The organism is Streptomyces sp. NPDC051976 (assembly GCF_040680795.1).
Taxonomy (GTDB): Bacteria; Actinomycetota; Actinomycetes; order Streptomycetales; family Streptomycetaceae; genus Actinacidiphila.
Genome location: NZ_JBFAXL010000009.1, coordinates 19,210 through 44,419, shown reverse-complemented (window position 1 = coordinate 44,419; position 25,210 = coordinate 19,210). Strand labels below are relative to the sequence as shown.

The window sequence follows — 25,210 nt, the reverse complement described above, 5'->3', positions numbered from 1 at the left end:
CCCTCGTTAACTCCTCTCTTCAGCCGAAGGGGCCGCACCATGACCAGCCAGGCACGTACCTCCGTGATCGTCGCAGGTGCCCGAACCCCGATGGGCCGGCTGCTCGGCAGCCTGCGCACCTTCTCCGGGGCCGACCTCGGCGGGTTCGCGATCAAGGCAGCGCTCGACCGGGCCGGGATCGGCGGCGACCAGGTGCAGTACGTGATCATGGGCCAGGTGCTGACCGCCGGCGCCGGCCAGATCCCCGCCCGCCAGGCCGCCGTCAAGGCGGGCATCCCGATGGGCGTGCCCGCACTCACCGTCAACAAGGTCTGCCTCTCCGGCCTCGACGCCATCGCGCTGGCCGACCAGCTCATCCGCGCCGGGGAGTTCGACATCGTGGTCGCCGGCGGCCAGGAGTCGATGACCAACGCCCCGCACCTGCTGCCCAAGTCCCGTGAGGGCCACAAGTACGGCGCGATCGAGATGCTCGACGCGATGGCGCACGACGGCCTCACCGACCCGTTCGAGCACATCGCGATGGGCGAGTCCACCGAGGCGCACAACACCAGGCTGGGCATCGAGCGGGGCGCGCAGGACGAGATCGGCGCGCTGTCCCACCAGCGGGCCGCCGCCGCGCAGAAGAACGGGCTGTTCAAGGCCGAGATCACCCCGGTGGAGATCCCGCAGCGCAAGGGCGACCCGGTGGTCTTCAGCAAGGACGAGGGCATCCGCGCCGAGACCACCGTCGACACGCTCGGCAAGCTCCGCCCGGCCTTCGGCAAGGAGGGCACCATCACCGCGGGCACCGCCTCGCAGATCTCCGACGGCGCCGCCGCGGTCGTCGTCATGAGCAAGGCGAAGGCGCAGGAGCTGGGCCTGGAGTGGATCGCCGAGATCGGCGCCCACGGCAATGTCGCGGGCCCGGACAACTCGCTGCAGTCGCAGCCGTCCAACGCGATCAACCACGCGCTGGGCAAGGAGGGCCTGACCGTCGACGACCTCGACCTCATCGAGATCAACGAGGCGTTCGCGGCCGTCGCCGTCCAGTCGATGAAGGACCTGGGCGTGACCCCGGACAAGGTCAACGTCAACGGCGGCGCGATCGCCCTGGGCCACCCGATCGGCATGTCCGGGGCCCGTATCGTGCTGCACCTGGCGCTGGAGCTGAAGCGCCGCGGCGGCGGCACCGGCGCCGCGGCCCTGTGCGGCGGCGGCGGTCAGGGCGACGCGCTGATCATCCACGTCCCGGGTAACTGAACCCCGCGGGGCGGTACGGCAAGGGGGCCGGACGGCCCCGGATGACTCATGCCGAGGCGAGCGGGTCTCACACAGGAGGAAACACGGTGGACGTCTCCACATTGGTCGAGCAGGCGCGGCAGGGCAGGCCGCGGGCCGTGGCCCGGCTGATCTCGCTCGTGGAGGGGGCGTCCCCGCAGCTGCGTGAGGTGATGGCCGCGCTCGCCCCGCTGACCGGCGGGGCGTACGTGGTCGGTCTGACCGGCTCGCCCGGCGTGGGCAAGTCGACGTCCACCTCGGCGCTGGTCACCGCCTACCGCAAGGCGGGCCGCCGGGTCGGGGTGCTCGCCGTCGACCCGTCCTCGCCGTTCTCCGGCGGGGCGCTGCTGGGCGACCGGGTACGGATGTCGGAGCACGCCTCCGACCCGGGCGTCTACATCCGCTCGATGGCCACCCGCGGCCACCTCGGCGGTCTGGCCTGGGCCGCTCCGCAGGCGATCCGGGTGCTGGACGCCGCGGGCTGCGAGGTGATCCTGGTGGAGACCGTCGGCGTCGGCCAGTCCGAGGTGGAGATCGCCGCCCAGGCCGACACCTCGGTGGTGCTGCTCGCGCCCGGCATGGGCGACGGCATCCAGGCGGCGAAGGCCGGAATCCTGGAGATCGGCGACGTCTACGTGGTCAACAAGGCCGACCGGGACGGCGCCGACGCCACCGCCCGCGAGCTGAACCACATGCTGGGCCTGGGCGAGTCCCGGGCGGCGGGCGACTGGCGGCCGCCGATCGTCAAGACGGTCGCCGCGCGGAGCGAGGGCATCGACGAGGTCGTCGAGGCGCTGGAGAAGCACCGTGCCTGGATGGAGGAGCACGGCGTGCTCGACGTCCGGCGCCGGGCCCGCGCCGCGGGCGAGGTGGAGAACATCGCCCTCACCACGCTGCGCGGCCGGATCGGCGACCTCCGCGGCGACCAGCACCTCGACGCCCTGGCCGAGCGGGTCGCCACCGGCACCCTGGACGCCTACGCGGCCGCGGACGAACTGATCGCGGGCCTGACGTCGTCGTGACGCGCGAACGCCGCCGGGGCGCGGACACCCCGGCGGCGGCCGGACGCGGTGCGGCTACCGGCCGCGCTGCGCCCGCAGATGGTCGGCGACCGGGGTCAGCGCCTTGTGGTAGGCGGTCAGGTCGTCGTCCGGGATGAGGTCGATGAAGTGGGCGCGCACCGAGGCGACATGGCGCGGCGCGACCTCGCGCATGGTGTCCCAGCCCTGCTCGGTGAGGACCGCGTACAGGCCGCGCCGGTCGGACTCGCAGTTCTCCCGCCGGACCAGGCCCGCACTCTCCATCCGGGTGATCTGGTGCGACAGCCTGCTCTTGGACTGGAGCGTCGACTTCGCCAGGTCGCTCATCCGCAGCCGGTGGTCATCGGCCTCGGAGAGGTTGACGAGGATCTCGTAGTCGTTGTTCGTCAGGCCGAAGGGCTGCAGATCGCGTTCCAGCTGGTACATGAGCAGACGGCTGACGTCCAGGTGAATGCGCCAGGCCCGCTGCTGCTCGTCGGTGAGCCAGTTTGCGGTGCCTTCAGCGGTCTCGGTCTCCATACCCGGAATTCTACCGGCTGTTGAATCCCGGATGATCGCGAGGGTAGCCATCCGGTCACCGTCCGAAGCGGCGCAGGTCCGGACCCTGGCCGGGCACCCCGGGGCCGGCGCTCGCCGGCACCCCGCCGGTGGCCTGCTCGGCCATCAGCGTCTCGGTGGACTGCAGCAGCACCTGCCCGGCGCCGACGAACTCGAACTGGTGCTCCTCGCCGGACGCACCGCCTATCCCGGTCATCGCCCTGATGCCGCCCAGCACCCCGCGCAGGTAGGCGTGGTCGTAGTGGTGGCAGGGGGAGGGGCAGTCCGCCCAGCCGACCAGCGCCTGCGGGTCGACCCGGATCGGCGGCTCCACGAAGTGCACCGCGCCGTTGGAGGCGGCCACGAACTTCCCGGTGCCGATCAGCGTCAGGAAGCCCGGGATGATCGACTGCTTGAGCGCCAGACCCGGCTCGAAGGCCAGCAGGTTTCCCGACCTGATCGTCAGGTTGCCGTCGTCGAGGTCGTAGGAGTTGATGTCGTACGACCGGTCGGCGAGCAGCATCTTGCCGCGGCCCTGGGCGACCACCCAGTCGGCGGCGTGCAGCGGGGAGTGGAAGTTGGCGGCCACCAGCCGGTCCAGCGGGCCGTGGCCGATGGCGAGGAAGTCGACCTGCCCGTAGTAGGCGATCATCTTCCCCTTCTGCAGGAACCACTGGCCGTCCAGCTCGACGGAGAAGGCGTACGGATTGACGTTGTCGTTGACCGGCAGCGTGTAGGGGTCGAAGATCACCGGGCCGCCGTCGCCACTCGTGCCGGTCACAGCTTCTCCTCCGACGCCTGTACGTAGACCATGCCCTGGCCCGACAGTTCGAGCTGGAACGCCTCGCCCGAGCCGCGGCCCACCATCTCGCGCCAGCCGAGCGCGGCGGACAGCTTGTTGCGTACGTCGCCGCGGTGGGCGACATACGCCTGCGGGTCGACATGGATCGGGCGCTGCGGGGTGATGGGGAGTTCGATGACGCCGCCGTGGGCCATCACCGCGACCGAGCCCTTGCCCTGGAGCGTGGTGGTGAACAGCCCCTGCCCGGTGACCTGACCGCGTATCACGCCCATGACGCCGCCCTGCGAGCCCATGAACATGGTGCCCTGCTGCAGTGAGCCGTCGAAGGCCAGCAGCCGGTCGGCCTCCACGTACAGCGTCTCGCCCGCGAGGTCGACGCAGTGGATGTGGTGGCCGCCGTGCCCGAACATCACCGAGCCGTCGCCCTCGACGGTCATCAGCGGGGTCGCCTCGTTCGCCACCCGGCGGCCGATCATCGACATCACGCCGCCCTGGCCGCCGGTGATGCTCGGGGTGAACGCCACCGCGCCGCGGTAGGCCAGCATCGCGCCGCGCTGGCTGAACATCCGCTGCCCGGGGACGATCCGGGCCTCCACCATCTTGGAGTTGATCCTGGTGAACGGCATCAGAGCTGCCCCCCGATCGTGGTGCGCTCGCTGGGCTGCACATAGACCAGCCCGTCGCCCTCGAAGCGGATCTGGAAGCTCTCGCCCGAGCCCTCACCGATCAGGGTGCGCCAGCCGACCGCCGTCTGGAGCTGCTGGCGCAGGTTCCCGGTGTGCGCGATGTACGCGCCGGGGTCGACGGTCAGCGGGTAGGCGCCGGACACCCGCAGCACGATCGCCGGGCCGTCGGACATGATCGCCGCCTGGCCCACTCCCTCGACGGTGGTGGTGAACAGCCCGTTGCCCTGCGAGGCGCCGCGCAGCCCGGTGAAGGTGGTGCCGGTGCGCAGCGCGGTGTCGGTGGCCAGCAGGTTGCTGGCCTCGACGTACAGCTTCTCGCCGCCGAGGCGCACCAGGTTGATCTCGGTCGCCCGGTCCGCGAAGTAGCAGGTGCCGTGGCCCTTGACCTCCATCACGGCCATCGACTCGCCGGTGATCCGGCGGGTCACCAGGCCGCGCAGGCCCTCGCCGCCGCCGGTCATCTTCTTGAAGGTCATCTCGCCGTCGTAGGCGACCATCGCACCGTTCTTGGCCTTGACCGCGTCACCGGCGAGGTCGACGGCGAGCACCCTGCTGCCCTGCAGCCGGAACTGTGCCACGGCCGTCAGCCGTTGTCCGCCGCGGACCGCGAACGTACCGGCAGCGGCGGGTGGGTCTCGCCCGCCGCCTCCTCGACCTCCAGCAGCGAGGTGCCGCGCCGCTCCGCCTCGAAGGCCGCCGCGCCGCCGCGCAGCCCGAACAGCCGCTTGGCCAGCATGATCCACAGCACCGCGAGGACGTTGAGGGTGAGGGTGGCGATCTTGAACCAGCTCACCTTCTCCGTCAGTTCGTACACCTCGAGCGGCAGGAACGCGGCCGTCGCCACCACCGTCAGATACTCCGCCCAACGTTTGCCCCACCACAGGCCGAAGCCCTCGATGATCTCGATCAGCGCGTACGCCAGCAGCAGCGCCGCCACGATCTGCAGCGTGGAGTGCTTGTAGTCGAAGGTCTTGCGGATGGAGTCGACGACCGGGGAGTGGTCCAGGTCGTAGTGGAAGTGCGTGGCGACCGGCTTGAGCGCCGTGAGGTCCTTCTCGAACAGGTCGTGCACCGCGTTCTGCGAGTTGCTGAACTTGTAGACCGCCCACGCGGCCACCGCGATCAGGATCCCGCGCAGCAGCCGCTCCACGGCCAGGAAACGCAGGATGAACAGGTCGCGCAGCGCCCGGCCGCGCGGCACCACCGGCGCCTGGTCGGCGGGCCCCGAGCCGTGCGGCTCACCCAGGACGAAGTCCCCGCAGCGCAGACAGCGCCACGCCGTGCCGACCGCGGTGCTGGTGTGCAGCTTGCGGTGCAGGCCGGGTTCGTCCGGCGCGTACGTGATGTGGCCCTTGCGGGCGCAGTGCCGGCGGTCCCAGTCGAAGCTCATCGGTGTTCGTTCCCCGTGGTGGTCGGCGTGCGGTACGTGGAAGGGGACGCTACCGCTCAACGGGCGGTTGCCGACCCCCGGGGCGGGCCATCGATACGGTCCGGTGATAATGGGAAGGCACCTTGTGATCACGTTCACAAGATGATCACCGCCAGCGATCACCACCCGTGATCGCCGTCCGTCGACAGTGAGGCCGAAGTTCCCGTGGACCTGAAGACCGCGAACGCCCTGCGCAGGCTCCGCCTGATCTCCGCCCCCGAGGCGGTCTCCTTCCTTCTCCTGCTGGTCTGCTCGGTCCTGAAGCGCACCACCGACTTCAACGCCGTCCCCGTCATGGGCATGATCCACGGCGTGCTCTTCCTCCTCTACGTGCTCTTCTGGGCCCTCGCCTGGCGCGGTGCCCGCTGGCCGCTGGGCCGCGGTGCCCTGTTCTTCGTGCTGTCCGTCCTGCCCACCGGCGGCTTCTTCGCCGAGCGGATGCTGCGCCGGGAGTCCGAGGAGAGCGTCGTGGCGGCCCGCGCCGCCGCCGAGCAGGCGGTGGGCGCGTGATCGTCGCCTTCTCGGTCACCCCGCTCGGCGTCGGCGAGGACGTGGGGGAGTACGTGGCCGACGCGGTCCGCGTGGTCCGCGAGTCCGGGCTGCCGAACCGTACCGACGCGATGTTCACCTCGATCGAGGGCGAGTGGGACGAGGTGATGGACGTCGTGCGGCGGGCCGTCGCCGCCGTCGAGGAGCGCTCCCCGCGGGTCTCCCTGGTACTCAAGGCCGACATCCGCCCCGGCGTCACGGACGGGCTGACCTCGAAGGTCGACACCGTCGAGCGGTATCTCGCCCCGCCGAAGGACGCGTAGGGCAGAGGTCCGCGGGACAGCCCTAGAGCAGCCCGCCCGCGGTGAGCGCCACCCCCAGCGGGGTGCGCTCGTAGATCACCTGGTGGCCGTAGCGCCGGGAGGCCAGCAGCCCGGCGTCGCGCAGCACGGCCAGATGCGCGGAGACCGACGACAGGGCCAGCGCGTGCCGGTGGGCCAGCGCGGTGGTGGTGGCGGGGGCGTCGAGGCCGGTGAGTATCGCCGCCCGGTTGGCGCCGAGCAGCCGCACCATCGCGTCCGACGCGGTGGGCCCCGACTCGCCCCACAGGCCGCCGATGCCGCGGGCCGGATAGACCACGATCGGCCGCCCCGGCGGGTCGAAGGCGCTGCCCGCCTCGGGCCAGAAGAAGACGCTGGGGACCAGCACCAGACCCTGGCCCGCGGGCTCGGGGTACACCCCCGAGGAACCCGTCGCGGTGAGCGCGCCCTCGGACCACGTCAGTTTGGGGTGCAGGCCGGTGAACAGCCGCTGCATCCCGCCGTCGGCCAGCCGCCGTGCGTGGAAGGCGACATCGGCCTCCAGCACCGCCCGCAGCCGCGGCCAGTGCGGGGCCAGCAGATCGCGCCACACATGTTCGTACAAACCGGCCAGTTCCCGTACGGTTCCGGCCGGATCCGCGAGCATCGCGCGGCCGCGGCGATTGCGTTGCGCGCCGGGAGTCTGCGCCAGTGCCTGGGCGAGCTGCGCCCTGGCCTCCTCGGGCGGTGTGGCGCGGATGAGGTCCAGTTCCTCCTCCAGCGTGGCCAGCGGAGTGTGCGGCACTGGGTGCAGGAAATCCGGGCTGTAGCCGTTGTCCGGCGACAGCAGCCACATGGGCGCCAGGTCGAGCCGGGCCGCGGCGCCTCTGACCTGGCGCAACCACGGCAGATGGTAGCCATGGCGGTCCGGCCGGGACAGCGTGCGGATGGCACCCTGTGTCTCCCGCAGCGGCGAGATGGCGAAGCGGCACCGTAGCAGCTCCTCTGCACCGAACCGCATGCGAAACGACATCACTGCCCCCAAGATTCGGCTGTGCCCGAAACACTACGATGTGCGGTGCTCATGCCACCAGGGTGATGTCATGACAACGGACAGCGAGCCCCCTCCACTTGGCGAAAACGCCGAGTCGCCGGCCGGATCCGCGCAGCACGCTCCCACCACCTCCGGGAGCGAAGAGGACACCACCACCGGTTACGGTGCCGTCTTCTCGGTCCGGGAGTACCGCCCCATCTTCGTCGCGCACGTGCTGTCCGTGCTCGGCAGCGTCTTCGCCGACGTCGCGCTCGCCGTTCTCGTGTTCCGGCAGACCGGGTCGGCGCTGCTGACCGCTCTCGTCTTCGCCTTCGGGATGCTGCCCTACGCCCTCAGCGGCGTCCTGCTCTCCGGGATCGCCGACCGCTACCCCGCGCGCCGCATCCTGTGCGTCTGCGACCTGCTGTGCGCCGCGTTCGTGGCGGTGATGGTGATCCCCGGGACCCCGATCGCGGTGCTGTTCATGATGCGGGTGTGCGTGGCCCTGGCCACACCGCTGTTCACCGGCACCCGCGCCGCCAGCCTGGTCGACATCCTCCAGGGCGACCTGTACGTGCTCGGCCGCTCGCTGGTGCGGATCGTGTCCCAGGGCGCGCAGATCGTCGGCAGCGGCATCGGCGGCCTGGTGCTGGTGTGGCTGTCGCCGCGCACCGCGCTGTGCCTGACGGTGGGCACCTTCCTCACGTCGGCGGCGCTGCTGCGCCTGGGCACCGTCAGCCGCCCGGCCCGGGTCTCCGGCGGCGGCGCCATGATGCGGCAGTCGATCGTGTCGGCGGGCCAGCTGCTGGGCAATCCGCGCACCCGCGCGCTGCTGCTGATGTGGTGGGTGCCGCCGATGTTCTTCGTCGCCGCCGAGGGGGTCGGCGCGCCCTTCGCCGCCGCCGCGGGGGCCGGGCCCGTCGGCTTCGGGCTCTTCCTGGCGGCGATGCCCGCGGGCACCGTGGCGGGCGAGGTCCTGGCGGGCACCCTGTTCAGCCCGCTCACCCGGGACAAGATCGCGCTGCCGCTGGCCGCGGTGTCGCTGCTGCCGATGGCCGCGTTCGTGGTGCATCCGGCGCTGCCGGTGGCCATCGCCCTGCTCCTGTTCACCGGCCTGTGCGCCGCCTACACCCTCGGCATGGACAAGTGGTTCGTCGACGAGGTGCCCGAGGACATGCGCGGCCGCGCCATGTCCCTCCTCGGCGCGGGCATCATGACCCTCCAGGGCCTCGGCGCGGCCGCCGGGGGCGCCATCGCCGAATGGGTCCCCCCCTACGTGGTCCTCTGCGGCGCCGGCACCCTGGGCACCTTCATGGTCCTCGGCGTCCTCCGCTCAGTCCACCGCACCCGCCCCCGCGTCATCACCGCCGCCTGACGCCCTCACGCTACGCGCGAAGCACCGCCGCTGCCGCTGGGGCTTGTCGTAAACGCGGCTCGGCCCCGGGCAGGGGTATCCGCACTGCGTGCGGCGGCTTGGCGGCGCTGGCTAGGGGCCCGGTTCCGGTCCTGCGCCGGGTGCGGCGGCTCCGCGCCGGGCTTCGCTGCCGCGGGCTTGTCGTGCGGGCGGCGCCTGCGGGCGCCGGGCAGGGCGCTTTTGCGGCGGCTTGGCGTCGGTCGCGCGCTTGGGTGACGGTCCCGCGCTGGGCGCGGCGGCTCACGGGGGCCTGCTGCCGCCGGGCAGGGGGTTTTCGCACTGCGTGCGGGGGCTTGGCGGCGCTGGCTAGGGACCCGGTGCCGGTTCCGCGCCGGGTGCGGCGGCTCCGCGCCGGGCTCCGCCGCCGCGGGCTCGGCTCAGCGCCGCCTGCTGTCGGCGGGCGCCGGGCAGGGGCTTTCGCGCCGCGCGGGGCGGCTTGGTGCCGGTGGCTACGGTCCCGCGCCGGTCCCGCGCCGGGCTTCGCTGCCGCGGGCTTGTCGTGTGGGCGGCTCACGGGCGGCTGCTGGTGCCGGGCAGGGCGCCTCCGCGCCGGAGGCGGTTAGCGGTGGGTGAGGTAGGCGTGCATGGCGCGGTGGAGGGTTTTGTTGACGGCGCCGTGGAGGGGGAGTTCCCATTCGCCGAGGGTTTCCACGGCGTCGCCGCCGGTGCCGAGCTTCCAGCGGAGCAGGCCGTGGGCGCGGGCGGCGGGGTCGAGGTCGTCGGTCACGCCGCGCATGTCGTAGACGGCGGCGCCCATGGATTGGGCGTCGCACAGCATCCGCCACTGCAGGGCGTTGCTCGGCCGCACCTCGCGGCGGTGGTCGGCGCTGGCACCGGTCTGGTACCAGACGCGGTTGCCGTCGGGCGCCGTGAGCAGGGTGTGCGCGGCCAGCATCTCGCCCTCGTGGCGGGCGGTGTACAGCCGCATCCGGCCCGGCGCCTCGGCGTTCAGCTCCGCGTACTGCCGCTGGTAGTACTCCAGCGAGCGGCCGAGGTCGAAGCCGTCGCGCCGCTCGGTGATCCGCAGCAGATTGTGGAAGGCGGGCAGCGCCTCCGGGCCCTCGATCCGGGTGTACACCCGGGACTTGGCGGCCTTCTTGATGTTGCGCCGCCACTCCTGGTTGAGGCCGGTCCACAGGTCGTCCAGGCTCCGCCCGGCCAGCGGCACCTCGAAGACCAGCCGCGGCTGCGCGTCCCCGCCCTGGCCGTCCTCGCCGCAACGCCGCCAGCCCGCGTCGCGCAGCCGGTCGGAGACCGCGGCGCCCAGCGGCTCCACCAGATCGGGCAGCACGTCGGCGACCCGGCGGCCCGGCCCCGCCGCGTCCTTCAGGGTCCGCGCGGTCCACCGCCGGTAGGCCAGCGGCGGCCCCATCCGTACCGCGAACGCCCCCGTACCGCGCAGGTGGTCGAGGAGCGGCTCCAGCCAGCGGTCGAGCTGCGGGTCGGCCCAGTCCACCAGCGGGCCCTCCGGCAGATAGGCGAACGAGCGGCGTACGCCCGGCAGTTGCCGGAAGAGCACCAGCGCGGAGCCCACCAGCCGCTCCCGCGCGTCCACCCAGCCCAGGCTCTGCGCCTGCCAGCCGGCCTTCACCCGCGCCCAGGCCGGGGTCTGCAGGAAACTCGCGGTGTACGGGCCCGGCGCGCGCAGCAGCGCCGCGTGCACCTCGGCGGGGAGGACGCGCAGCCGCAGGGCGCTCGGCCCGGTTCGCGTGGTGTGCTCCGAACGCTGGTGAGTGGTCATCGTCAAGGCGTCGTCCTCCGCGCTGCGGGGCGGGCCTGAGTGCCCGCTCACCTGTGACACGCCTGAGAGGGCCGTCGTGTGACAGAGACTTTTCCGACACCCCCCAGCAGGCTTTTTCACTTCCGTCCCGCGAGGGCGGCGCGGCAGACTGCGCGTCTGCGCACTTCACGGCGCCACGGCGCGCCAGCGCGCGGCAGGAGCACGACCAGGGGGAAGAACGGGTGAGTTCAGCAGTGGGCGGTGGCCACGCGGTCCGCAAGGGACGCCGGGCGCACGCCCGGCAGCGCTCCACCTCGCTGCGGCGCAGCGGCGGCCTGATGATGGCCGGTTCGCTGGTGTCGCGGGCCACCGGCTTCCTGCGGCTGGCGATGATCACCGCGGCGCTCGGCACCGCCACCTACGGCGACGCGTTCGGCGTCGCCAACACCGTGCCCAACATCATCTACGCGCTGATGATCGGCGGCGCCCTCCAGTCCGTCTTCGTACCGGAACTGGTCCGCGCCGCCCGTGAACACCCCGACGGCGGCCAGGCGTACACCGACCGGCTGCTCACGCTGTGCGCGGTCGCGCTGCTGGCCATCACCGCGGTCGCCGTACTGGCCGCACCCCTGCTGGTGAGCGCCTACGCGCCCGGCTTCACCGGCGCCCAGCGCGAGCTGACCGTGGCGCTGGCCCGCTACTGCCTGCCGCAGATCCTCTTCTACGGGCTGTTCACGCTGCTCGGCCAAGTGCTGGGCGCCCGCGACAGGTTCGGCGCCATGATGTGGACCCCGGTGCTCAACAACCTCGTGGTCATCGCGGTGTTCGGGCTCTACCTGGCGGTCGCGCACGGCGCCGCGGGCCGCGGCGGGATCGGGCACGGTGACGCGCTGCTGCTCGGCCTGGGCAGCACCGCGGGGATCGCCGTCCAGGCCCTGGGCCTGGTGCCCGCGCTGCGCGGCGCGGGCTTCCGCTGGCACCCGCGCTTCGACTGGCGCGGCGCCGGGCTGACCCAGCCGATGCGGGCCGCGGTGTGGACGCTGCTGCTGGTGCTGGTCAACCAGGTCGCGTACTGGGTCGTCACCCGGCTGTCGACCTCCGCGGGCCTGCACGCCCTGCGCGGCGGCCACACCACCGGCGCGGGCTATGCCGCGTACAGCAACGCGTACAGCCTGTGGGTGGTCCCGCAGGGCATCGTCACCGTCTCGCTGGCCACCGCGCTGCTGCCGCGGATGAGCCGGGCGGCGGCCGACGGCAACCGCGCCGCGATCGGTGCCGACCTCTCCCACGGCCTGAAGGTCTCCGGCACCGCGATCGTGCCCGCCGTGCTGGCCTTCCTGGTCCTCGCCCCGCAGATCACCGGCGTCGTCTTCCAGCACGGCGCCACCACGAACGCGGACGCGGGCGCCATCGCCTGGATGCTGGTCGCCTTCGCGCTGGGACTGCCCGCCTTCGCGGGCCAGTATCTGCTGGCCCGCGGCTTCTACGCGCTCGGCGACACCCGGACGCCGTTCTTCCTCAACGTGCTGATCGCCGCGGTCAACGCGAGCGCGGCCGTGGTGAGTTACCTCACCCTCCCGGCCCGCTGGGCGGTGACCGGCATGGCGGCCGGGTACGCGCTCGCGTGCAGCGTGGGCCTGCTGACCACCGCCCGGCTGCTGCGGCGCAGGCTGCGTTGGCGGCCCCGGGTCCTCGGCCACCACCTGCGGCTGGCGGCCGCCCTCCTGCCGGGCGCCGCCCTCGCCTTGGTGGCGGCGCGGCTGAGCACGAGCCACCTCGGCACCGGCCTGGCGGGCGATCTGACCGGTCTGCTGCTGGGCATCGCGGCCCTGGTGCTCCCGGCGGTGGCGCTGGCCAGGCCGCTGGGCCTGGCCGGGCTGCTGCCGGGCCGATGAGCGGATCGGGAGGGGCCGACTCGGGAGAGGCCGACCCAGGAGGGGCCGACCAAGATTCTTCGCGGTTTTACGCATTCACCTGTCACATCCCGCCGCCCCGGCGCGTGTACCTGTTCAGGGAGGGACGAACCACATGACCGCACAGCCAGCGCCGGCTGCGGACTTCGACCAGTTCTACGCTGCCACGGCCAGGCGGATGGTGGCCGTGGTCTACGCGGTCACCGGGGATCTCGGTGAGGCGGAGGACGCGGTGCAGGAGGCGTATGCCCGGGCGTGGCAGCGGTGGGACCGGCTCACCGAGGAGGGCGACCCCGCTCCTTGGGTGCGTACGGTCGCGCTGCGGCTGGCGGTCAGCACCTGGCGGAAGGCGCGCAACAGGATGCGCGCGCACTTCCGGCACGGTCCGCCGCCGGACGCCCCGGCGCTCGCGCCGGACCGGGTCGCGCTGGTCGCCGCGCTGCGCGCGCTCGGCGACGACCAGCGGACCGCTGTGGTGATGCACCATCTCCTCGACCTGCCGGTGGAGGAGATCGCCCGTGAGACAGGAGTGTCCAGCGCAGCAGTTCGGACCCGGCTGAGCCGGGGAAGGCGTGCGCTGGGAGCCTTGTTGAAGGACGACCCCGGCGAAAGCGACGAACCCCCCGACCGCGCAACAAGCACCGAGGAGGTGCCCCTTCATGGCTGACCCGTTCGGCCGCCCCGCCGATCCGGACGCGCCGCAGGACCGCGATCCGATCGACGAGCGCTTGCGGGGACTCGCCCGCGACACCGAGTCGCTGGTGGTCCTGGCCGGACCCGCCGCCGCGCGCAGACTCGGCGAGCGGCGCAGCGCCCGCAGCAGAACCGCGGTGCTGTCGGCCGCCGTGGCGCTGGCGCTCGCCGTCGGCTCCTGGCAGTTGCTGCCGCGGCTCGGCGCGGACCCGCCCGCCACCCCGGCGAGCGGCGGCGTCAGCCCCTCGGGAACCGCGAAGACCCTCGCCGCGAAGCTGGACGCCGAACTGCTGCCCGCCAGCGCCCTCCCGCTGTATCCGAAGTGGCCCTGGCAGGTGATCCCGGCCGACAGCGCGCCGAAGATCCGCGACCTGTGCCCGGTGGCCCCTCCCGGCGGGACGACCGCCACCGCCACCCGCGCCTATGTCACCAACACCGGCGTGAGCGCGGTCTACGACCTGTACGCGTTCGACAGCTCCGTCAGCGCCTATTCGGCCATGATGAAGATGGCCGAGAACCTGAAGGCGAAGTGCGAGCTGGTGCTGACCTCGGGCACCGACGCCAAGGACCCGGCGAGCCCCGGAAGCTTCCGCGGCCAGCGCGCGGGAGCCACCGCGCAGGTCTGGCTGGACCGCCAGGGCACCTACCTCGGCGTACTCTTCCTCTTCGGTCCCGGGAACCTTCCGGGCGATAAAAGCGACCTTGTGTACGGGACCGCCGGTCCGGAACAGTGCATCACCGGGTCGCTGAACCGGCTCGCGGCCGGTGCCGGCCCCCTCGGCCGGACCGCGACCGCGGACCCGGTCTCCGTCCCCCCCACGACTCCGACCCCGCCCGGGTCGTCCGGCTCCGGGGGGACGGCCGACTCCTTCGCCCCCGGCTCCTCGGTCACCATGACCCCGTCCCCGAACCCGTCCCGATGCTGACAAGGAATTCGACTGCCGTGTACCGCATACGTATCTCCCGACCGCGGGCGCTCGCCGTGCCCGCCGTGCTGCTGGCCGTCGCGATGGGTGCCACCGCGTGCGGCGGCCACGACTCCAAGTCCTCCGGCTCCGACAACGGCAAGGGCGGCGCGGGCAAGCCCGGTTCCGCCTCCTCCGCCTCGCAGATCAGCGTCACGCCCGGCAACAGCAAGTCGGGCGTCGACCCGGCCTCCCCGGTGAAGGTGACCCTGGCCGACGGCACCCTGGGGTCCGTGACCGTCACCGCGGCGGGCAAGTCGGCGGACGGGGTGACCCCGGTCGAGGTGACCGGCGCGCTGGACGCGGCCAAGCACACCTGGACCTCGAACCGCACGATGACGCCCGGCACCGGCTACACGGTGAAGGCCACCGGCACCGACTCCTCGGGCAAGCCGACCCAGGCCACCAGCACCTTCACGACGCTGACCCTGACCGCGGCCAAGGTCAACGGCGTCACCCCGACCCCGCTGAACAACGCGGTCGTCGGCGTCGGCCTCCCGGTCTCGCTGCAGTTCGACAAGCCGGTCACCAACAAGGCGGCCGTCGAGAAGGCGCTCAGCATCACCACCACCCCCGCGGTGAAGGGCAGCTGGGGCTGGGTGCGCACCGAGACCGGCTACGACCGGGTCGACTGGCGCCCGGACGAGTACTGGAAGCCGAACACCAAGATCACCCTGACCGCGAAGCTCTCCGGTATCGACACCGGTGACGGCCGCTACCTGCGCCGGGACGTCAACGACACCTTCAGCGTCGGCCCCTCCCGGATCAGCTACGTCGACCTCAAGGCGCACACCATGCGCGTCACCGAGAACGGCGCCACCGTGAAGACCTTCAAGATCTCCGGGGGCAAGCCGTCCTTCCCGACCTGGAACGGCCAGATGGTCGTGATCAGCAAGCAGTCGACGATCCGGATGACCTCGTCGTCGGTGGGCATCGCCACCTCCAAGGACTCCTCGGACTTCTACGACAAGGACGTCCACTGGGCGGTGAACATCACCCTTTCCGGCACGTTCACCCACGCCGCCCCGTGGAACGCGGCGAAGATGGGCGTGGAGAACGCCAGCCACGGCTGCATCGGCATGAACACCGACGACGCCAAGTGGTTCTTCGACCGGGCGGTCCGCGGCGACCTGGTGATCACCTCGGGCTCCACCCGGGCAACCGTCGACAAGGGCAACGGCTACGGCGACTGGAACCTCACCGCGGACCAGTGGCACGCGCTGAGCGCTCTCGCCTGACGAGACGCATGGGCCCAGTATGTGACCGACGGGTAGGCTCAGGCGCGTGCCAAAGCCCCTGAGCCTGCCCTTCGACCCGATCGCCCGAGCCGACGAACTCTGGACCCGGCACTGGGGCGGCGTCCCGTCGATGGGCGCCATCACCTCGATCATGCGTGCCCAGCAGATCCTGCTCAGCCAGGTGGACGCGGTGGTCAGACCGTACGGCCTGACCTTCGCGCGGTACGAGGCGCTGGTGCTGCTCACCTTCTCCAAGGCCGGTGAGCTGCCGATGTCCAAGATCGGCGAGCGGCTGATGGTGCACCCCACCTCGGTCACCAACACCGTCGACCGGCTGGTGTCGGCCGGGCTGGTGGACAAGCGCCCCAACCCCAACGACGGCCGCGGCACCCTCGCCTCGATCACCGACAAGGGCCGCGAGATCGTCGAGGCCGCCACCCGCGACCTGGTCGCCATGGACTTCGGCCTGGGCGTGTACGACGACGAGGAGTGCGCGGAGATCTTCGCGCTGCTCAGGCCGCTGCGCATAGCGGCGGGCGACTTCGAGGAGAGCTGACCCCCGGGCCCGGCCCGCGGCGGCGCCGGGCGGTCCCCGAGGCGGTCCCCGGGGCGGAATTCTGGGCCCGAATCGCACCGGTTAGGCTCTTCGCATGAAATCCAGCGTGCTGACCCGCTACCGGGTGATGGCCTATGTGACGGGTGTGCTGCTGATCGCGCTCACCCTCGGCGTGATCGCCAAATACGTGCTCGACGTCAACGGCGCGGGCTCCTTCACCACGGCCGTCGGCTTCGCGCACGGCTGGCTCTACGTGGTCTACCTGGTCTTCGCCTTCGACCTCAGCTCCAAGGCGAAGTGGCCGCTGGGCAAGATGGCCTGGGTGCTGCTGGCCGGGACCGTGCCGACCGCCGCGTTCTTCGTCGAGCGCCGCGTCACCCGCGAGCTGGCGCCCAAGGTGATCACCCCGGAGAGCCCCGAGGCCGTCAAGGCCTGAGCCTGGTGGCGCCGCTCACCCCCGCGGTGAGCCGCGTCGCATCGACATTTACTTGGACGTCCTAGTAAATTCGTAGGTATGGACTCCCAAGGCATCGAGACAGGCCGCCAGCGCTGGCAGGCACGCTACGACTCCGCCCGCAAGCGGGAGGCCGACTTCAGCACGCTCTCGGGCGATCAGGTCGACCCCGTGTACGGGCCCCCGGCCGGCGCGGACGTGCCCGGCTTCGAGCGGATCGGCTGGCCCGGTGAGTACCCCTTCACCCGCGGGCTGCACCCGACCGGGTACCGGGGCCGCACCTGGACGATCCGGCAGTTCGCCGGGTTCGGCAACGCGGAGCAGACCAACGAGCGCTACAAGATGATCCTGGCCGCCGGCGGCGGCGGTCTCTCGGTCGCGTTCGACATGCCGACCCTGATGGGCCGCGACTCCGACGACGGCCGCTCGCTGGGCGAGGTCGGCCACTGCGGAGTCGCCATCGACTCGGCCGCCGACATGGAGGTCCTGTTCAAGGACATCCCGCTCGGCGACGTCACCACCTCCATGACGATCTCCGGCCCCGCCGTCCCGGTCTTCTGCATGTACCTGGTCGCCGCCGAGCGCCAGGGCGTCGACCCGGGCGTGCTCAACGGCACGCTGCAGACCGACATCTTCAAGGAGTACATCGCGCAGAAGGAGTGGCTCTTCGAGCCCGCCCCGCACCTGCGCCTGATCGGCGACCTGATGGAGCACTGCGCCGCGAACATCCCGGCGTACAAGCCGCTCTCGGTCTCCGGCTACCACATCCGCGAGGCCGGGGCGACGGCCGCGCAGGAGCTGGCGTACACCCTCGCCGACGGCTTCGGCTACGTGGAGCTGGGCCTGTCCCGCGGCCTGGACGTCAACGCCTTCGCACCCGGCCTGTCCTTCTTCTTCGACGCGCACCTGGACTTCTTCGAGGAGATCGCCAAGTTCCGCGCCGCCCGCCGGATCTGGGCCCGCTGGATGCGCGACGTCTACGGCGCCACGTCCGACAAGGCCCAGTGGCTGCGCTTCCACACCCAGACCGCCGGGGTGTCGCTGACCGCGCAGCAGCCGTACAACAACGTGGTGCGCACCGCCGTGGAGGCGCTGTCCGCGGTGCTCGGCGGCACCAACTCGCTGCACACCAACGCCCTGGACGAGACCCTGGCGCTGCCCAGCGAGCAGGCCGCGGAGATCGCGCTGCGCACCCAGCAGGTGCTGATGGAGGAGACCGGCGTCGCCAACGTGGCCGACCCTCTGGGCGGCTCCTGGTACGTGGAGGCGCTCACCGACCGGATCGAGGCGGACGCCGAGCGGATCTTCGACCGGATCAAGGCGCTGGGCGCCAAGGCCGTGCCCAGCGGCGAGCACCCGATCGGCCCGATGACCTCCGGCATCCTGCGCGGTATCGAGGACGGCTACTTCACCGGCGAGATCGCCGAGTCCGCCTTCCAGTACCAGCGCTCCCTGGAGAAGGGCGACAAGCGGGTCGTCGGCGTCAACTGCCACCACGGCTCGGTCACCGGCGACCTGGAGATCCTGCGGGTCAGCCACGAGGTCGAGCGCGAGCAGGTGCGCGACCTCGGGCACCGCAAGGCGGGCCGGGACGACGCCGCGGTGCGCGCCGGGCTGGACGCCATGCTCGCCGCCGCCCGGGCGGGCACCAACATGATCGCGCCGATGCTGGACGCGGTACGGGCCGAGGCCACCCTCGGCGAGATCTGCGACGCGCTGCGCGCCGAGTGGGGGACGTACACCGAGCCCGCCAGGTTCTGATCTTCCACCCCCTGCCGGGCTCGGTAGCCTCTACCCACCCAACCGGCCCTCCAGGGGAGGACGTTCGTGTCCCTCGAAGCGACCGTCGGCGACGACGGTTTGATCTACATCCGTGAGACGGAGCAGCCGGAGATCGTGGCCGTGACCACCCCCGCCAAGTGGGAGGCGTTCGTGAAGGGCGTCAAGGCGGGGGAGTTCGACCACTTCGTCGCCGGGGTGGAGGCGGGCGCGGACAACCCGTAGGACTCCCCGGGAATCCCCAGGGCTCCCTACGGCCGCGCGCCGCCCAGGCCCACCACGAGGAGCAGCGCGAACCGGTCCGCCCACTCCCGGTCCACCGGCGCCGCGCTGACCATCACCCGGTGCACCACCGAGCCCGCGATCACATCGAAGATCAGGTCGGTGTCGTGCGCGGCGTCGGCGGTGTCCACGGGGTCGGGCGGGATCTCACCGCGCTCCTGGGCGCGCGCCCGGCCCAGCAGCACCAGGTGCTTCTGCCGGTCGACGATCGCCTCCCTGATCCGCAGCCGCAGCGCGTCGTCGTGGGTGGCCTCGGCGACCACCGCCATCAGACCGGTCCTGATCGCCGGGCGCTCCAGCAGCTCGGCGAAGCGCAGCACCACGCCCTGGATGTCGGCCTGCAGGCTGCCGAGGTCGGGCAGTTCGAGCTGCTCCTCGAAGAGCGCCGCTATGGCGTCGACGACCAGTTCGTTCTTCCCCGCCCAGCGCCGGTAGAGGGTGGTCTTGGCGACTCCCGCGCGGGCCGCCACGTCGACCATCGTCAGGCCGCCCCAGCCCAGTTCCACCAGTGCGGTGCGGGTCGCGTCGAGGATGGCGCGGTCGGCGTCGGCACTTCTCGGGCGTCCGGTGCGTTTGTGAGAGGCGGGGAGGTGCATAAGGCGGACCATACCGGCCGGTAGGTTACGTGACGAGTGATCGGTATCACAGCGTGTGGTGGGGCGGCCGGGCAGTCCGCCAAGTTACGCTACGACCCGTAGCGAAAGCCCGTGAACCTCCGGGCCGAACGCGACAACCACATGTACGGATGGGGATCCGTACCACCAGGACTTCAGCGCACCGCGGTGCGCGCACAGGGTGCGTGACCGGCCGACGGGCCCCGCGATCCGGCGGGGATCCCGGGTCTGTGCACGCTTTGGCCGACGAGGGGGGAGGATTGGCCTCATGCAGCCACGGAACATGTCCATGAGCGGCGTGGTCGACCTCGCCGCCCTGAAGGCGGCCGGAGAGGCCAAGGCGAAGGCCGAGCAGGCCAGGGCCCGGCGACAGGACCCGGAAAACGCCGACGCCCCCGCCGCCTCCCCGCTCGTCATCGAGGTGACCGAGGAGACCTTCGAGAGCGATGTCATCCAGCGCTCCGCCGAGGTCCCCGTCGTCATCACCTTCTGGGCCGACCAGGCCGAGCAGAGCAAGCAGCTCAACGCGGTGCTGGAGCGGCTGGCGGCCGAGTACCGGGGGCGCTTCGTCCTCGCCACCGCCGAGGTCTACGCCAACCAGATGCTCTTCCAGCAGTTCGGCGTCCAGGGCGTGCCCGCGGTCTTCGCCGTGGTGGCGGGCCAGGCCATGCCGCTCTTCCAGGGGATGGCGCCCGAGGACCAGGTCACCGAGGTGCTCGACCAGCTCATCGCGGTCGCCGAGCAGCGCTTCGGCATCGTCGGCCCCGAGGTCGACGCCGACGCGGCCGCCGTCCAGGCCCCCGTCGCCCCGCCGCGGCCCGCGACCCCGCAGGAGCTGGCCCTGTCCGCCGCGCACGACGCGCTGGACGCCGGTGACCTGGGCGGCGCCATCCAGGCGTACCGCAACGTCCTGGCCGACGAACCCGCCAACGCCGAGGCCAAGCTGGGCCTGGCCCAGGCCGAACTGCTGCGCCGGGTGGCCGAGGCCGACCAGGCGAGCGTGCGGCAGGCCGCCGCGAACGCGCCGGACGACGTGCAGGCGCAGCTCGCCGCCGCCGATCTGGACCTCGTGGGCGGTCATGTCGAGGACGCCTTCGGCCGGTTGGTCGACGCCGTGCGGCGTACCGCCGGTGACGACCGCGACACCGTACGGCTGCGGCTCCTGGAGCTGTTCGAGGTGATCGGTCCCGACGATCCGCGGGTGGCGGCCGCGCGTACCGCGCTGGCCAGGGTGCTGTTCTGACCTGACTCCGGAGTCACCTCCGAGCCTCGCCACTCAGAGATTTAGCGACATGGCGGCCGCACTTTATCAAACCGTGATAATGGGCGGCCGCTGTCACGTCCGGTGAGGATTCGTCACCAGTTCGGTAGGCGATGTTCACCTTTGCCGGATTTTCATCCCGGCCTCTCAACTACCCAGTGTGAGATTACTCCGCGTGGCGATCATGCCTGCGACACCCATCCGTTACTCGCTAGTAATGATGCCCCTTGTGCCCGGCCCCGGAATGGACCACGATCGGCCAAGCTCGGTCCGTTGCCACAGCCCGACCGCCAGTCGGCGCCACGGTGTACGGGTCCCCGCCGAGTGGGGGTGCGCGGCACCATGCCGCCGCCTCGGGACAGGGGGGTCTTCGCCTACCGGTGGAGCCTGTCCAGCAGGTTGCGCGAGAGCGTGGCCAGTGGTTGTCGCTCGGGGGTGATCGCCGAAGACTCGGACGCCGCCGTCCGCAATTCCCCCCAGGGGAGGACGGTTTCCCCGATCACGGCGCTCTCCTTCCCGAGGACGTAGCACTTCTCCCATCCCAGGCCCGGACCCGAACACCCCGGCCGGAGATGTACGTCCGAGAAGGAGGAAAGTCATGGAGTCGCTCGTTCGTGGCGGTACCAGATGGAGGCGGTTCGCCGTCGTCATGGTGCCGAGTGTCGCGGCTACGGCCGCGATAGGTGTCGCGCTCGCCCAGGGTGCGCTCGCCGCGTCCTTCAGCGTGTCCGGCCAGGAGTTCAAGGTCAGCGCGGAGACCCTGCACGGTGAGGGTTTCGTGCAGTACGGCGCGATCGACATTCAGCACGGCGGCAAGCCGATCCCGGTCGCGGTCTCGGCGTTCACCGACGCCACGATCACCGGCCTGTGCCAGTCCGTGGTCGTCCCGACGCCGATCGGTGACGTCACGCTGAAGCTGACCGCCGGCAACGGCGGCAAGAAGGTCACCGCGCACAACCTGTACATCGACCTCGATCAGCTGGACGCCGACGCGACGTTCAACGAGATCAACATCGGTGTCGCGGCCGGAGACAGCACCAAGGGTCCTGGAGTCAAGGACCTGGACAAGACCGACCCGGGTTCGTTCGCGCAGGAGGCCAAGTCGGCCGACCTGACGGGCGTGAAGCAGACCGCCTGGGCCACCAGCGCGGGCACCTTCAAGCTCGCGGGCCTGAGCCTCGGTGTGCACAAGGGCTCCGGCTCTGGGGTGGAGTGCTACTAAGCACCGCCTGAGTGGTCCGGGTGAGCCGCGCGGGACGCGGCTCACCCGGGGCCACGGATTTTCTCTCAGCAAAAAGCCAGTCCCAGGGAGCTGTTTTCTATGAGCGCCGAGTCAACAGGACTGCGTGCCCCGATCCGTCACTGGCGTCTGTCGTTCCGCCACTGGCGATGGGGACGGCCTTTCTGGGCGGGTCTGCTGACCCTCCTGGCGGGGCTGCCGATCGCGTACTTCCCGTACGCGAATCTCACGCTCGGCCAACTGACCGTCCGGATGGCGACGACCGCGGGCTCCGGCTCGCTGATCATCGGCGTCCTGCTGTTCGTGCTCGGCCTGACCATGTGGTTCCAGAACGCGGTACGGATCTTCGCCGGTGTTGCGACGATCCTGCTCGCGCTGGTCTCGCTCGTGGTCTCCAACTTCGGCGGCTTCCTGATCGGCTTCCTGCTGGCACTGCTCGGCGGCGCGCTCGCCGTGGCCTGGGCGCCCGGCGTCCCGGCGACGGACACCCCGGAGGAGAAGGCGGAGCTGCCCGACGGCGCCCCGCACTCCGACGGTGGCGAGGCCCTGCCCACCGTGCCCGCGCAGTCGTACGACCCGATGGAGCCGTACGGCCTGCCCGAGCCGGTCCACGCGGGCGGACAGCCCGACGAAGAGACCACCGAGGAGAACGGGAGGCACCGTGCTGGGTGACGAGGCTCAGCCGGCCGAGAGCGACGGGTCCCGTAACAGGGCGACCTCCGGACCGCGCCACGCGGCCCCGCGGAAGTCGCTGCTGACCAAACTGCACGTGCCTGCCGGGAAGGCGGTGGCTCTGGCCGCCATGCCCACGGCCGTGCTGATGGGTATGGGCTTCACCCCGCACCTCGCGCAGGCCGACGAGATGCCCAAGAACCCGTTCAAAGCCGGTCCCTGTGTGAGCCAGTCGGACACCCCGACGCCGTCCTCGACGGACAAGGCGACCACGGGCAAGTCCGCGGACAAGCCGGCGGACACGTCCGGCACGTCGACCGGGAAGACGGCGTCGCCCAAACCGACCGCCAGCCCGAGCCCTTCGGGGAGCACGGACACGCCGAAGCCGGACCCCAGCACCACCACGGCGCCGCAGCCGGACCCCAAGTCCGCGCCCACCACGGCTCCCAGCGCCACGCCCAGCCCCACCGCGAGCCCGAAGAAGAGCGTCAACCCGCTGGACCCGCTGGGTCTCGGCGACGTGCTCAAGGGTCTGCTGGGCGGCAACACCTCGACGCCCACCACCAAGGCGCCGGACCCGGCTCCGAGCACCGCGACGCCGAAGCCCAGTGCCTCGCCGTCCGCCGGCACGACCGCCAAGGCCCCGGCCGCCGATCCGCTGAGCACGGCGGGCAAGACGGTCAAGGACACCGTGGACGGCGTCACAGGAGCCGCCAAGAAGGCCGTCAAGGGCGCCCAGGACGCCACGGGAAGCACCGTGGCACCCAAGGCGACCACCACGGCCCCCAGCGGCTCCAGCGGCCCGCAGGCGTATCCGTGCCCGAGCTACGACGCGAAGGCGCTCGCCGCCGCGAAGACCGAGTCCGGTATCCCGCTGCTGCCCGACGCGCCCTGGACGCTGAAGAGTTCGATGCTCACGCTGCACGGCCTGGCGTACGACGGCATCGTCCAGGTCCGCACCTGGAACGGCACCGTGAAGGACGTCCTGAAGTTCACCGCCAGCGGCGTCGACATCAAGGACCTCTTCCAGAGCGTGGAGGGCCCGCAGGGCGGCCACACCTTCGTCAAGGCCCGCTCGGGATCGACCTCGACCATCCGCAACGGCACGGTGACCATGTACACCGAGTCGCTCAGCGGCAATCTGCTCGGCCTGATCCCGATCACCTTCACGCCGAAGGCGCCGCCGCCGCTGACGCTGCCCGAGCTGTTCTTCACCAACGTCACGGTGATCCAGGCCGGACAGTTCGGCGGGGACCTGCACGTGCCCGGGATGCAGGTGCTGCCCAACCAGCCCTGACCGGCACGGAACACGTACCAACGCCGCGCGGCCCGCGCCCCTTGAAGAAGGGGGACGGGCCGCGCGGCGTTTCAGGTCCTGGCGTCAGTTGCCCAGGTGGTGGACCCGGACCATGTTGGTGGTGCCGGGGATGCCGGGGGGCGAACCGGCGGTGATGATCACCGTGTCGCCCTTGCCGTACTCGGTGAGCTTGAGCATCTCGCGGTCCACCAGCTCGACCATGGCGTCGGTGTTGTCCACGTGCTCCACCACGAAGGATTCCACGCCCCAGGTCAGCGCGAGCTGGTTGCGGGTCGAGGGGTCGGTGGTGAAGGCCAGCACCGGCGCCGGGACGCGGTAGCGGGCCAGCCGGCGGGCGGTGTCACCGGACTTGGTGAACGCCACCAGCGCCTTGCCGTCGAGGAAGTCGCCCAGCTCGGCCGCGGCGCGGGCCACGGCGCCGCCCTGGGTACGCGGCTTCTTGCCGGGGGCCAGCGGCTGCAGGCCGCGGCAGAGCAGCTCCTCCTCGGCGGCCTCGACGATCTTCGACATCGTCTTGACCGTCTCGATCGGGTACTTGCCGACCGAGGACTCGGCGGACAGCATGACCGCGTCCGCGCCGTCCAGGATCGCGTTGGCCACGTCGGACGCCTCGGCGCGGGTCGGCCGGGAGTTGGTGATCATCGACTCCATCATCTGGGTCGCCACGATCACCGGCTTCGCGTTACGGCGGCACATCTCGACCAGCCGCTTCTGCACGACCGGCACCTTCTCCAGCGGGTACTCCACGGCGAGGTCGCCGCGGGCCACCATCACCGCGTCGAACGCCATGACGACGCTCTCCATGTTGTCGACCGCCTGCGGCTTCTCCACCTTGGCGATGACCGGGACGCGCACGCCCTCCTCGTCCATGACGCGGTGCACGTCGCGGACGTCCTTGGCGTCGCGCACGAAGGACAGCGCCACCATGTCGACACCCAGGTGCAGGGCGAACCTGAGGTCCTCGATGTCCTTCTCGGACAGCGCGGGCACGTTCACCGCGGCGCCCGGCAGGTTGATGCCCTTGTGGTCGGAGATGACCCCGCCCTCGACGACCAGCGAGCGGACCCGCGGGCCCTCGACCTCGATGACGCGCAGCGCCACGTTGCCGTCGTTGATCAGGATCGGGTCGCCCTTGGAGACGTCACCGGGCAGGCCCTTGTACGTGGTGCCGCAGATCGACTTGTCGCCCGGCACGTCCTCGGTGGTGATGGTGAACTCGTCGCCCGCCACCAGCTCGACCGGCCCGTCGGCGAACTTGGCGAGGCGGATCTTGGGGCCCTGGAGGTCGGCCAGCACGCCGATCGCCCGTCCGGTCTCGGCGGCGATCTTGCGGACGCGCTGGTAGCGCTCCTCGTGGTCGGCGTGGCTGCCGTGGCTGAAGTTCAGGCGTGCCACGTTCATGCCCGCCTCGACCAGTGACTTGAGCTGGTCATAGGAGTCGACGGCGGGACCCAGGGTACAGACGATCTTGGCTCGGCGCATGGGCGCTATCCTATCGGTTTGTTCCGCTCCGGAATAT

27 protein-coding genes are annotated in these 25,210 nt (G+C 71.5%); 17 read left to right on the top strand and 10 right to left on the bottom strand.

What is annotated here, in order from left to right:
- The first annotated feature begins 63 nt into the window (after positions 1-63).
- Both AB0M29_RS12585 and meaB read left to right on the top strand, forming a co-directional pair.
- Positions 64-1,239, top strand: a complete 1,176-nt coding sequence (locus tag AB0M29_RS12585; protein WP_365382370.1) for an acetyl-CoA C-acetyltransferase — start codon at positions 64-66, stop codon at positions 1,237-1,239.
- Between the two features lie 41 nt (positions 1,240-1,280).
- Positions 1,281-2,279 (top strand): methylmalonyl Co-A mutase-associated GTPase MeaB, encoded by a 999-nt coding sequence (gene meaB / locus AB0M29_RS12580; protein WP_365382205.1) that lies wholly within the window; start codon positions 1,281-1,283, stop codon positions 2,277-2,279.
- Between the two features lie 54 nt (positions 2,280-2,333).
- Here the strand turns inward: meaB and AB0M29_RS12575 are convergent, their stop codons facing one another.
- The 5 genes from AB0M29_RS12575 to AB0M29_RS12555 are packed head-to-tail and all read right to left on the bottom strand — an operon-like array spanning position 2,334 to position 5,712.
- Positions 2,334-2,816 carry a MarR family transcriptional regulator gene (locus AB0M29_RS12575; RefSeq protein WP_365382204.1) on the bottom strand — a complete coding sequence of 161 codons (483 nt, stop codon included), beginning with the start codon at positions 2,814-2,816 and terminating at the stop codon, positions 2,334-2,336.
- Positions 2,817-2,871: 55 nt separating this feature from the next.
- On the bottom strand, positions 2,872-3,615 hold the full coding sequence (locus AB0M29_RS12570; RefSeq protein ID WP_365382203.1) for an AIM24 family protein: 744 nt from the start codon (positions 3,613-3,615) through the stop codon (positions 2,872-2,874).
- On the bottom strand, positions 3,612-4,262 hold the full coding sequence (locus AB0M29_RS12565; protein WP_365382202.1) for an AIM24 family protein: 651 nt from the start codon (positions 4,260-4,262) through the stop codon (positions 3,612-3,614). The genes AB0M29_RS12570 and AB0M29_RS12565 overlap by 4 nt, the downstream gene beginning before the upstream one ends.
- Positions 4,262-4,900, bottom strand: coding sequence for an AIM24 family protein (locus AB0M29_RS12560; protein WP_365382201.1), 639 nt, complete (start codon positions 4,898-4,900; stop codon positions 4,262-4,264). The genes AB0M29_RS12565 and AB0M29_RS12560 overlap by 1 nt, the downstream gene beginning before the upstream one ends.
- Positions 4,901-4,905: 5 nt before the next feature.
- Positions 4,906-5,712 (bottom strand): DUF2127 domain-containing protein, encoded by an 807-nt coding sequence (locus tag AB0M29_RS12555; protein WP_365382200.1) that lies wholly within the window; start codon positions 5,710-5,712, stop codon positions 4,906-4,908.
- 204 nt (positions 5,713-5,916) lie between these two features.
- On the opposite strand from AB0M29_RS12555, the gene AB0M29_RS12550 reads away from it, so the two are divergent.
- Entirely contained in the window at positions 5,917-6,261 is a 345-nt protein-coding gene (locus tag AB0M29_RS12550) for a DUF3817 domain-containing protein (RefSeq protein WP_365382199.1), read from the top strand.
- Positions 6,258-6,563 carry an MTH1187 family thiamine-binding protein gene (locus tag AB0M29_RS12545; protein ID WP_365382198.1) on the top strand — a complete coding sequence of 102 codons (306 nt, stop codon included), beginning with the start codon at positions 6,258-6,260 and terminating at the stop codon, positions 6,561-6,563. The genes AB0M29_RS12550 and AB0M29_RS12545 overlap by 4 nt, the downstream gene beginning before the upstream one ends.
- A gap of 22 nt (positions 6,564-6,585) precedes the next feature.
- Here AB0M29_RS12545 and AB0M29_RS12540 read toward each other — a convergent pair whose 3' ends face one another.
- Positions 6,586-7,572: a DUF5937 family protein gene (locus AB0M29_RS12540; protein WP_365382197.1), complete on the bottom strand. Its 987-nt coding sequence runs from the start codon at positions 7,570-7,572 to the stop codon at positions 6,586-6,588.
- Between the two features lie 70 nt (positions 7,573-7,642).
- Between AB0M29_RS12540 and AB0M29_RS12535 the strand changes: the two genes are divergently transcribed.
- Positions 7,643-8,947, top strand: coding sequence for an MFS transporter (locus AB0M29_RS12535; RefSeq protein ID WP_365382196.1), 1,305 nt, complete (start codon positions 7,643-7,645; stop codon positions 8,945-8,947).
- Between the two features lie 598 nt (positions 8,948-9,545).
- Here AB0M29_RS12535 and AB0M29_RS12530 read toward each other — a convergent pair.
- Positions 9,546-10,727 carry a peptidoglycan bridge formation glycyltransferase FemA/FemB family protein gene (locus AB0M29_RS12530; protein ID WP_365382369.1) on the bottom strand — a complete coding sequence of 394 codons (1,182 nt, stop codon included), beginning with the start codon at positions 10,725-10,727 and terminating at the stop codon, positions 9,546-9,548.
- A 233-nt stretch (positions 10,728-10,960) separates the two neighbouring features.
- Here AB0M29_RS12530 and murJ point away from each other — a divergent pair, with 233 nt between their 5' ends.
- From murJ to AB0M29_RS12490, 8 genes are all read left to right on the top strand, one after another.
- The gene (gene murJ / locus AB0M29_RS12525; RefSeq protein WP_365382368.1) at positions 10,961-12,601 is read left to right on the top strand and encodes a murein biosynthesis integral membrane protein MurJ; all 1,641 of its coding nucleotides are present in this window, start codon (positions 10,961-10,963) and stop codon (positions 12,599-12,601) included.
- A 133-nt stretch (positions 12,602-12,734) separates the two neighbouring features.
- Positions 12,735-13,286, top strand: coding sequence for a SigE family RNA polymerase sigma factor (locus AB0M29_RS12520; RefSeq protein WP_365382195.1), 552 nt, complete (start codon positions 12,735-12,737; stop codon positions 13,284-13,286).
- On the top strand, positions 13,279-14,238 hold the full coding sequence (locus AB0M29_RS12515) for a hypothetical protein (RefSeq protein ID WP_365382194.1): 960 nt from the start codon (positions 13,279-13,281) through the stop codon (positions 14,236-14,238). The genes AB0M29_RS12520 and AB0M29_RS12515 overlap by 8 nt, the downstream gene beginning before the upstream one ends.
- Positions 14,239-14,255: 17 nt before the next feature.
- Positions 14,256-15,515, top strand: a complete 1,260-nt coding sequence (locus AB0M29_RS12510; protein WP_365382193.1) for an Ig-like domain-containing protein — start codon at positions 14,256-14,258, stop codon at positions 15,513-15,515.
- A gap of 46 nt (positions 15,516-15,561) precedes the next feature.
- Positions 15,562-16,071: a MarR family transcriptional regulator gene (locus tag AB0M29_RS12505; protein ID WP_365382192.1), complete on the top strand. Its 510-nt coding sequence runs from the start codon at positions 15,562-15,564 to the stop codon at positions 16,069-16,071.
- 94 nt (positions 16,072-16,165) lie between these two features.
- Entirely contained in the window at positions 16,166-16,507 is a 342-nt protein-coding gene (locus AB0M29_RS12500; protein ID WP_365382191.1) for a DUF3817 domain-containing protein, read from the top strand.
- A 78-nt stretch (positions 16,508-16,585) separates the two neighbouring features.
- The gene (locus tag AB0M29_RS12495; RefSeq protein ID WP_365382190.1) at positions 16,586-18,286 is read left to right on the top strand and encodes a methylmalonyl-CoA mutase family protein; all 1,701 of its coding nucleotides are present in this window, start codon (positions 16,586-16,588) and stop codon (positions 18,284-18,286) included.
- A gap of 66 nt (positions 18,287-18,352) precedes the next feature.
- Complete coding sequence (locus AB0M29_RS12490; RefSeq protein ID WP_365382189.1) at positions 18,353-18,529, top strand: DUF397 domain-containing protein; 177 nt, start codon at positions 18,353-18,355, stop codon at positions 18,527-18,529.
- A gap of 26 nt (positions 18,530-18,555) precedes the next feature.
- Here the strand turns inward: AB0M29_RS12490 and AB0M29_RS12485 are convergent, their stop codons facing one another.
- Positions 18,556-19,182, bottom strand: coding sequence for a TetR/AcrR family transcriptional regulator (locus tag AB0M29_RS12485; protein WP_365382188.1), 627 nt, complete (start codon positions 19,180-19,182; stop codon positions 18,556-18,558).
- 286 nt (positions 19,183-19,468) lie between these two features.
- Here AB0M29_RS12485 and AB0M29_RS12480 point away from each other — a divergent pair, with 286 nt between their 5' ends.
- Positions 19,469-20,443, top strand: a complete 975-nt coding sequence (locus AB0M29_RS12480) for a tetratricopeptide repeat protein (protein ID WP_365382187.1) — start codon at positions 19,469-19,471, stop codon at positions 20,441-20,443.
- A 392-nt stretch (positions 20,444-20,835) separates the two neighbouring features.
- Here AB0M29_RS12480 and AB0M29_RS12475 read toward each other — a convergent pair whose 3' ends face one another.
- Positions 20,836-20,964: a hypothetical protein gene (locus AB0M29_RS12475; protein ID WP_365382186.1), complete on the bottom strand. Its 129-nt coding sequence runs from the start codon at positions 20,962-20,964 to the stop codon at positions 20,836-20,838.
- A 95-nt stretch (positions 20,965-21,059) separates the two neighbouring features.
- Here AB0M29_RS12475 and AB0M29_RS12470 point away from each other — a divergent pair, with 95 nt between their 5' ends.
- The 3 genes from AB0M29_RS12470 (at position 21,060) to AB0M29_RS12460 (ending at position 23,670) form a co-directional block, all read left to right on the top strand.
- Positions 21,060-21,683, top strand: a complete 624-nt coding sequence (locus AB0M29_RS12470) for a DUF6230 family protein (RefSeq protein WP_365382185.1) — start codon at positions 21,060-21,062, stop codon at positions 21,681-21,683.
- A 99-nt stretch (positions 21,684-21,782) separates the two neighbouring features.
- Positions 21,783-22,373, top strand: a complete 591-nt coding sequence (locus AB0M29_RS12465) for a DUF6114 domain-containing protein (RefSeq protein ID WP_365382184.1) — start codon at positions 21,783-21,785, stop codon at positions 22,371-22,373.
- The gene (locus tag AB0M29_RS12460; protein WP_365382183.1) at positions 22,363-23,670 is read left to right on the top strand and encodes a hydrogenase expression protein HypF; all 1,308 of its coding nucleotides are present in this window, start codon (positions 22,363-22,365) and stop codon (positions 23,668-23,670) included. The genes AB0M29_RS12465 and AB0M29_RS12460 overlap by 11 nt, the downstream gene beginning before the upstream one ends.
- An 84-nt stretch (positions 23,671-23,754) precedes the next feature.
- Here the strand turns inward: AB0M29_RS12460 and pyk are convergent, their stop codons facing one another.
- Positions 23,755-25,173 (bottom strand): pyruvate kinase, encoded by a 1,419-nt coding sequence (gene pyk, locus AB0M29_RS12455; RefSeq protein ID WP_365382182.1) that lies wholly within the window; start codon positions 25,171-25,173, stop codon positions 23,755-23,757.
- Between the last annotated feature and the right edge of the window lie 37 nt (positions 25,174-25,210).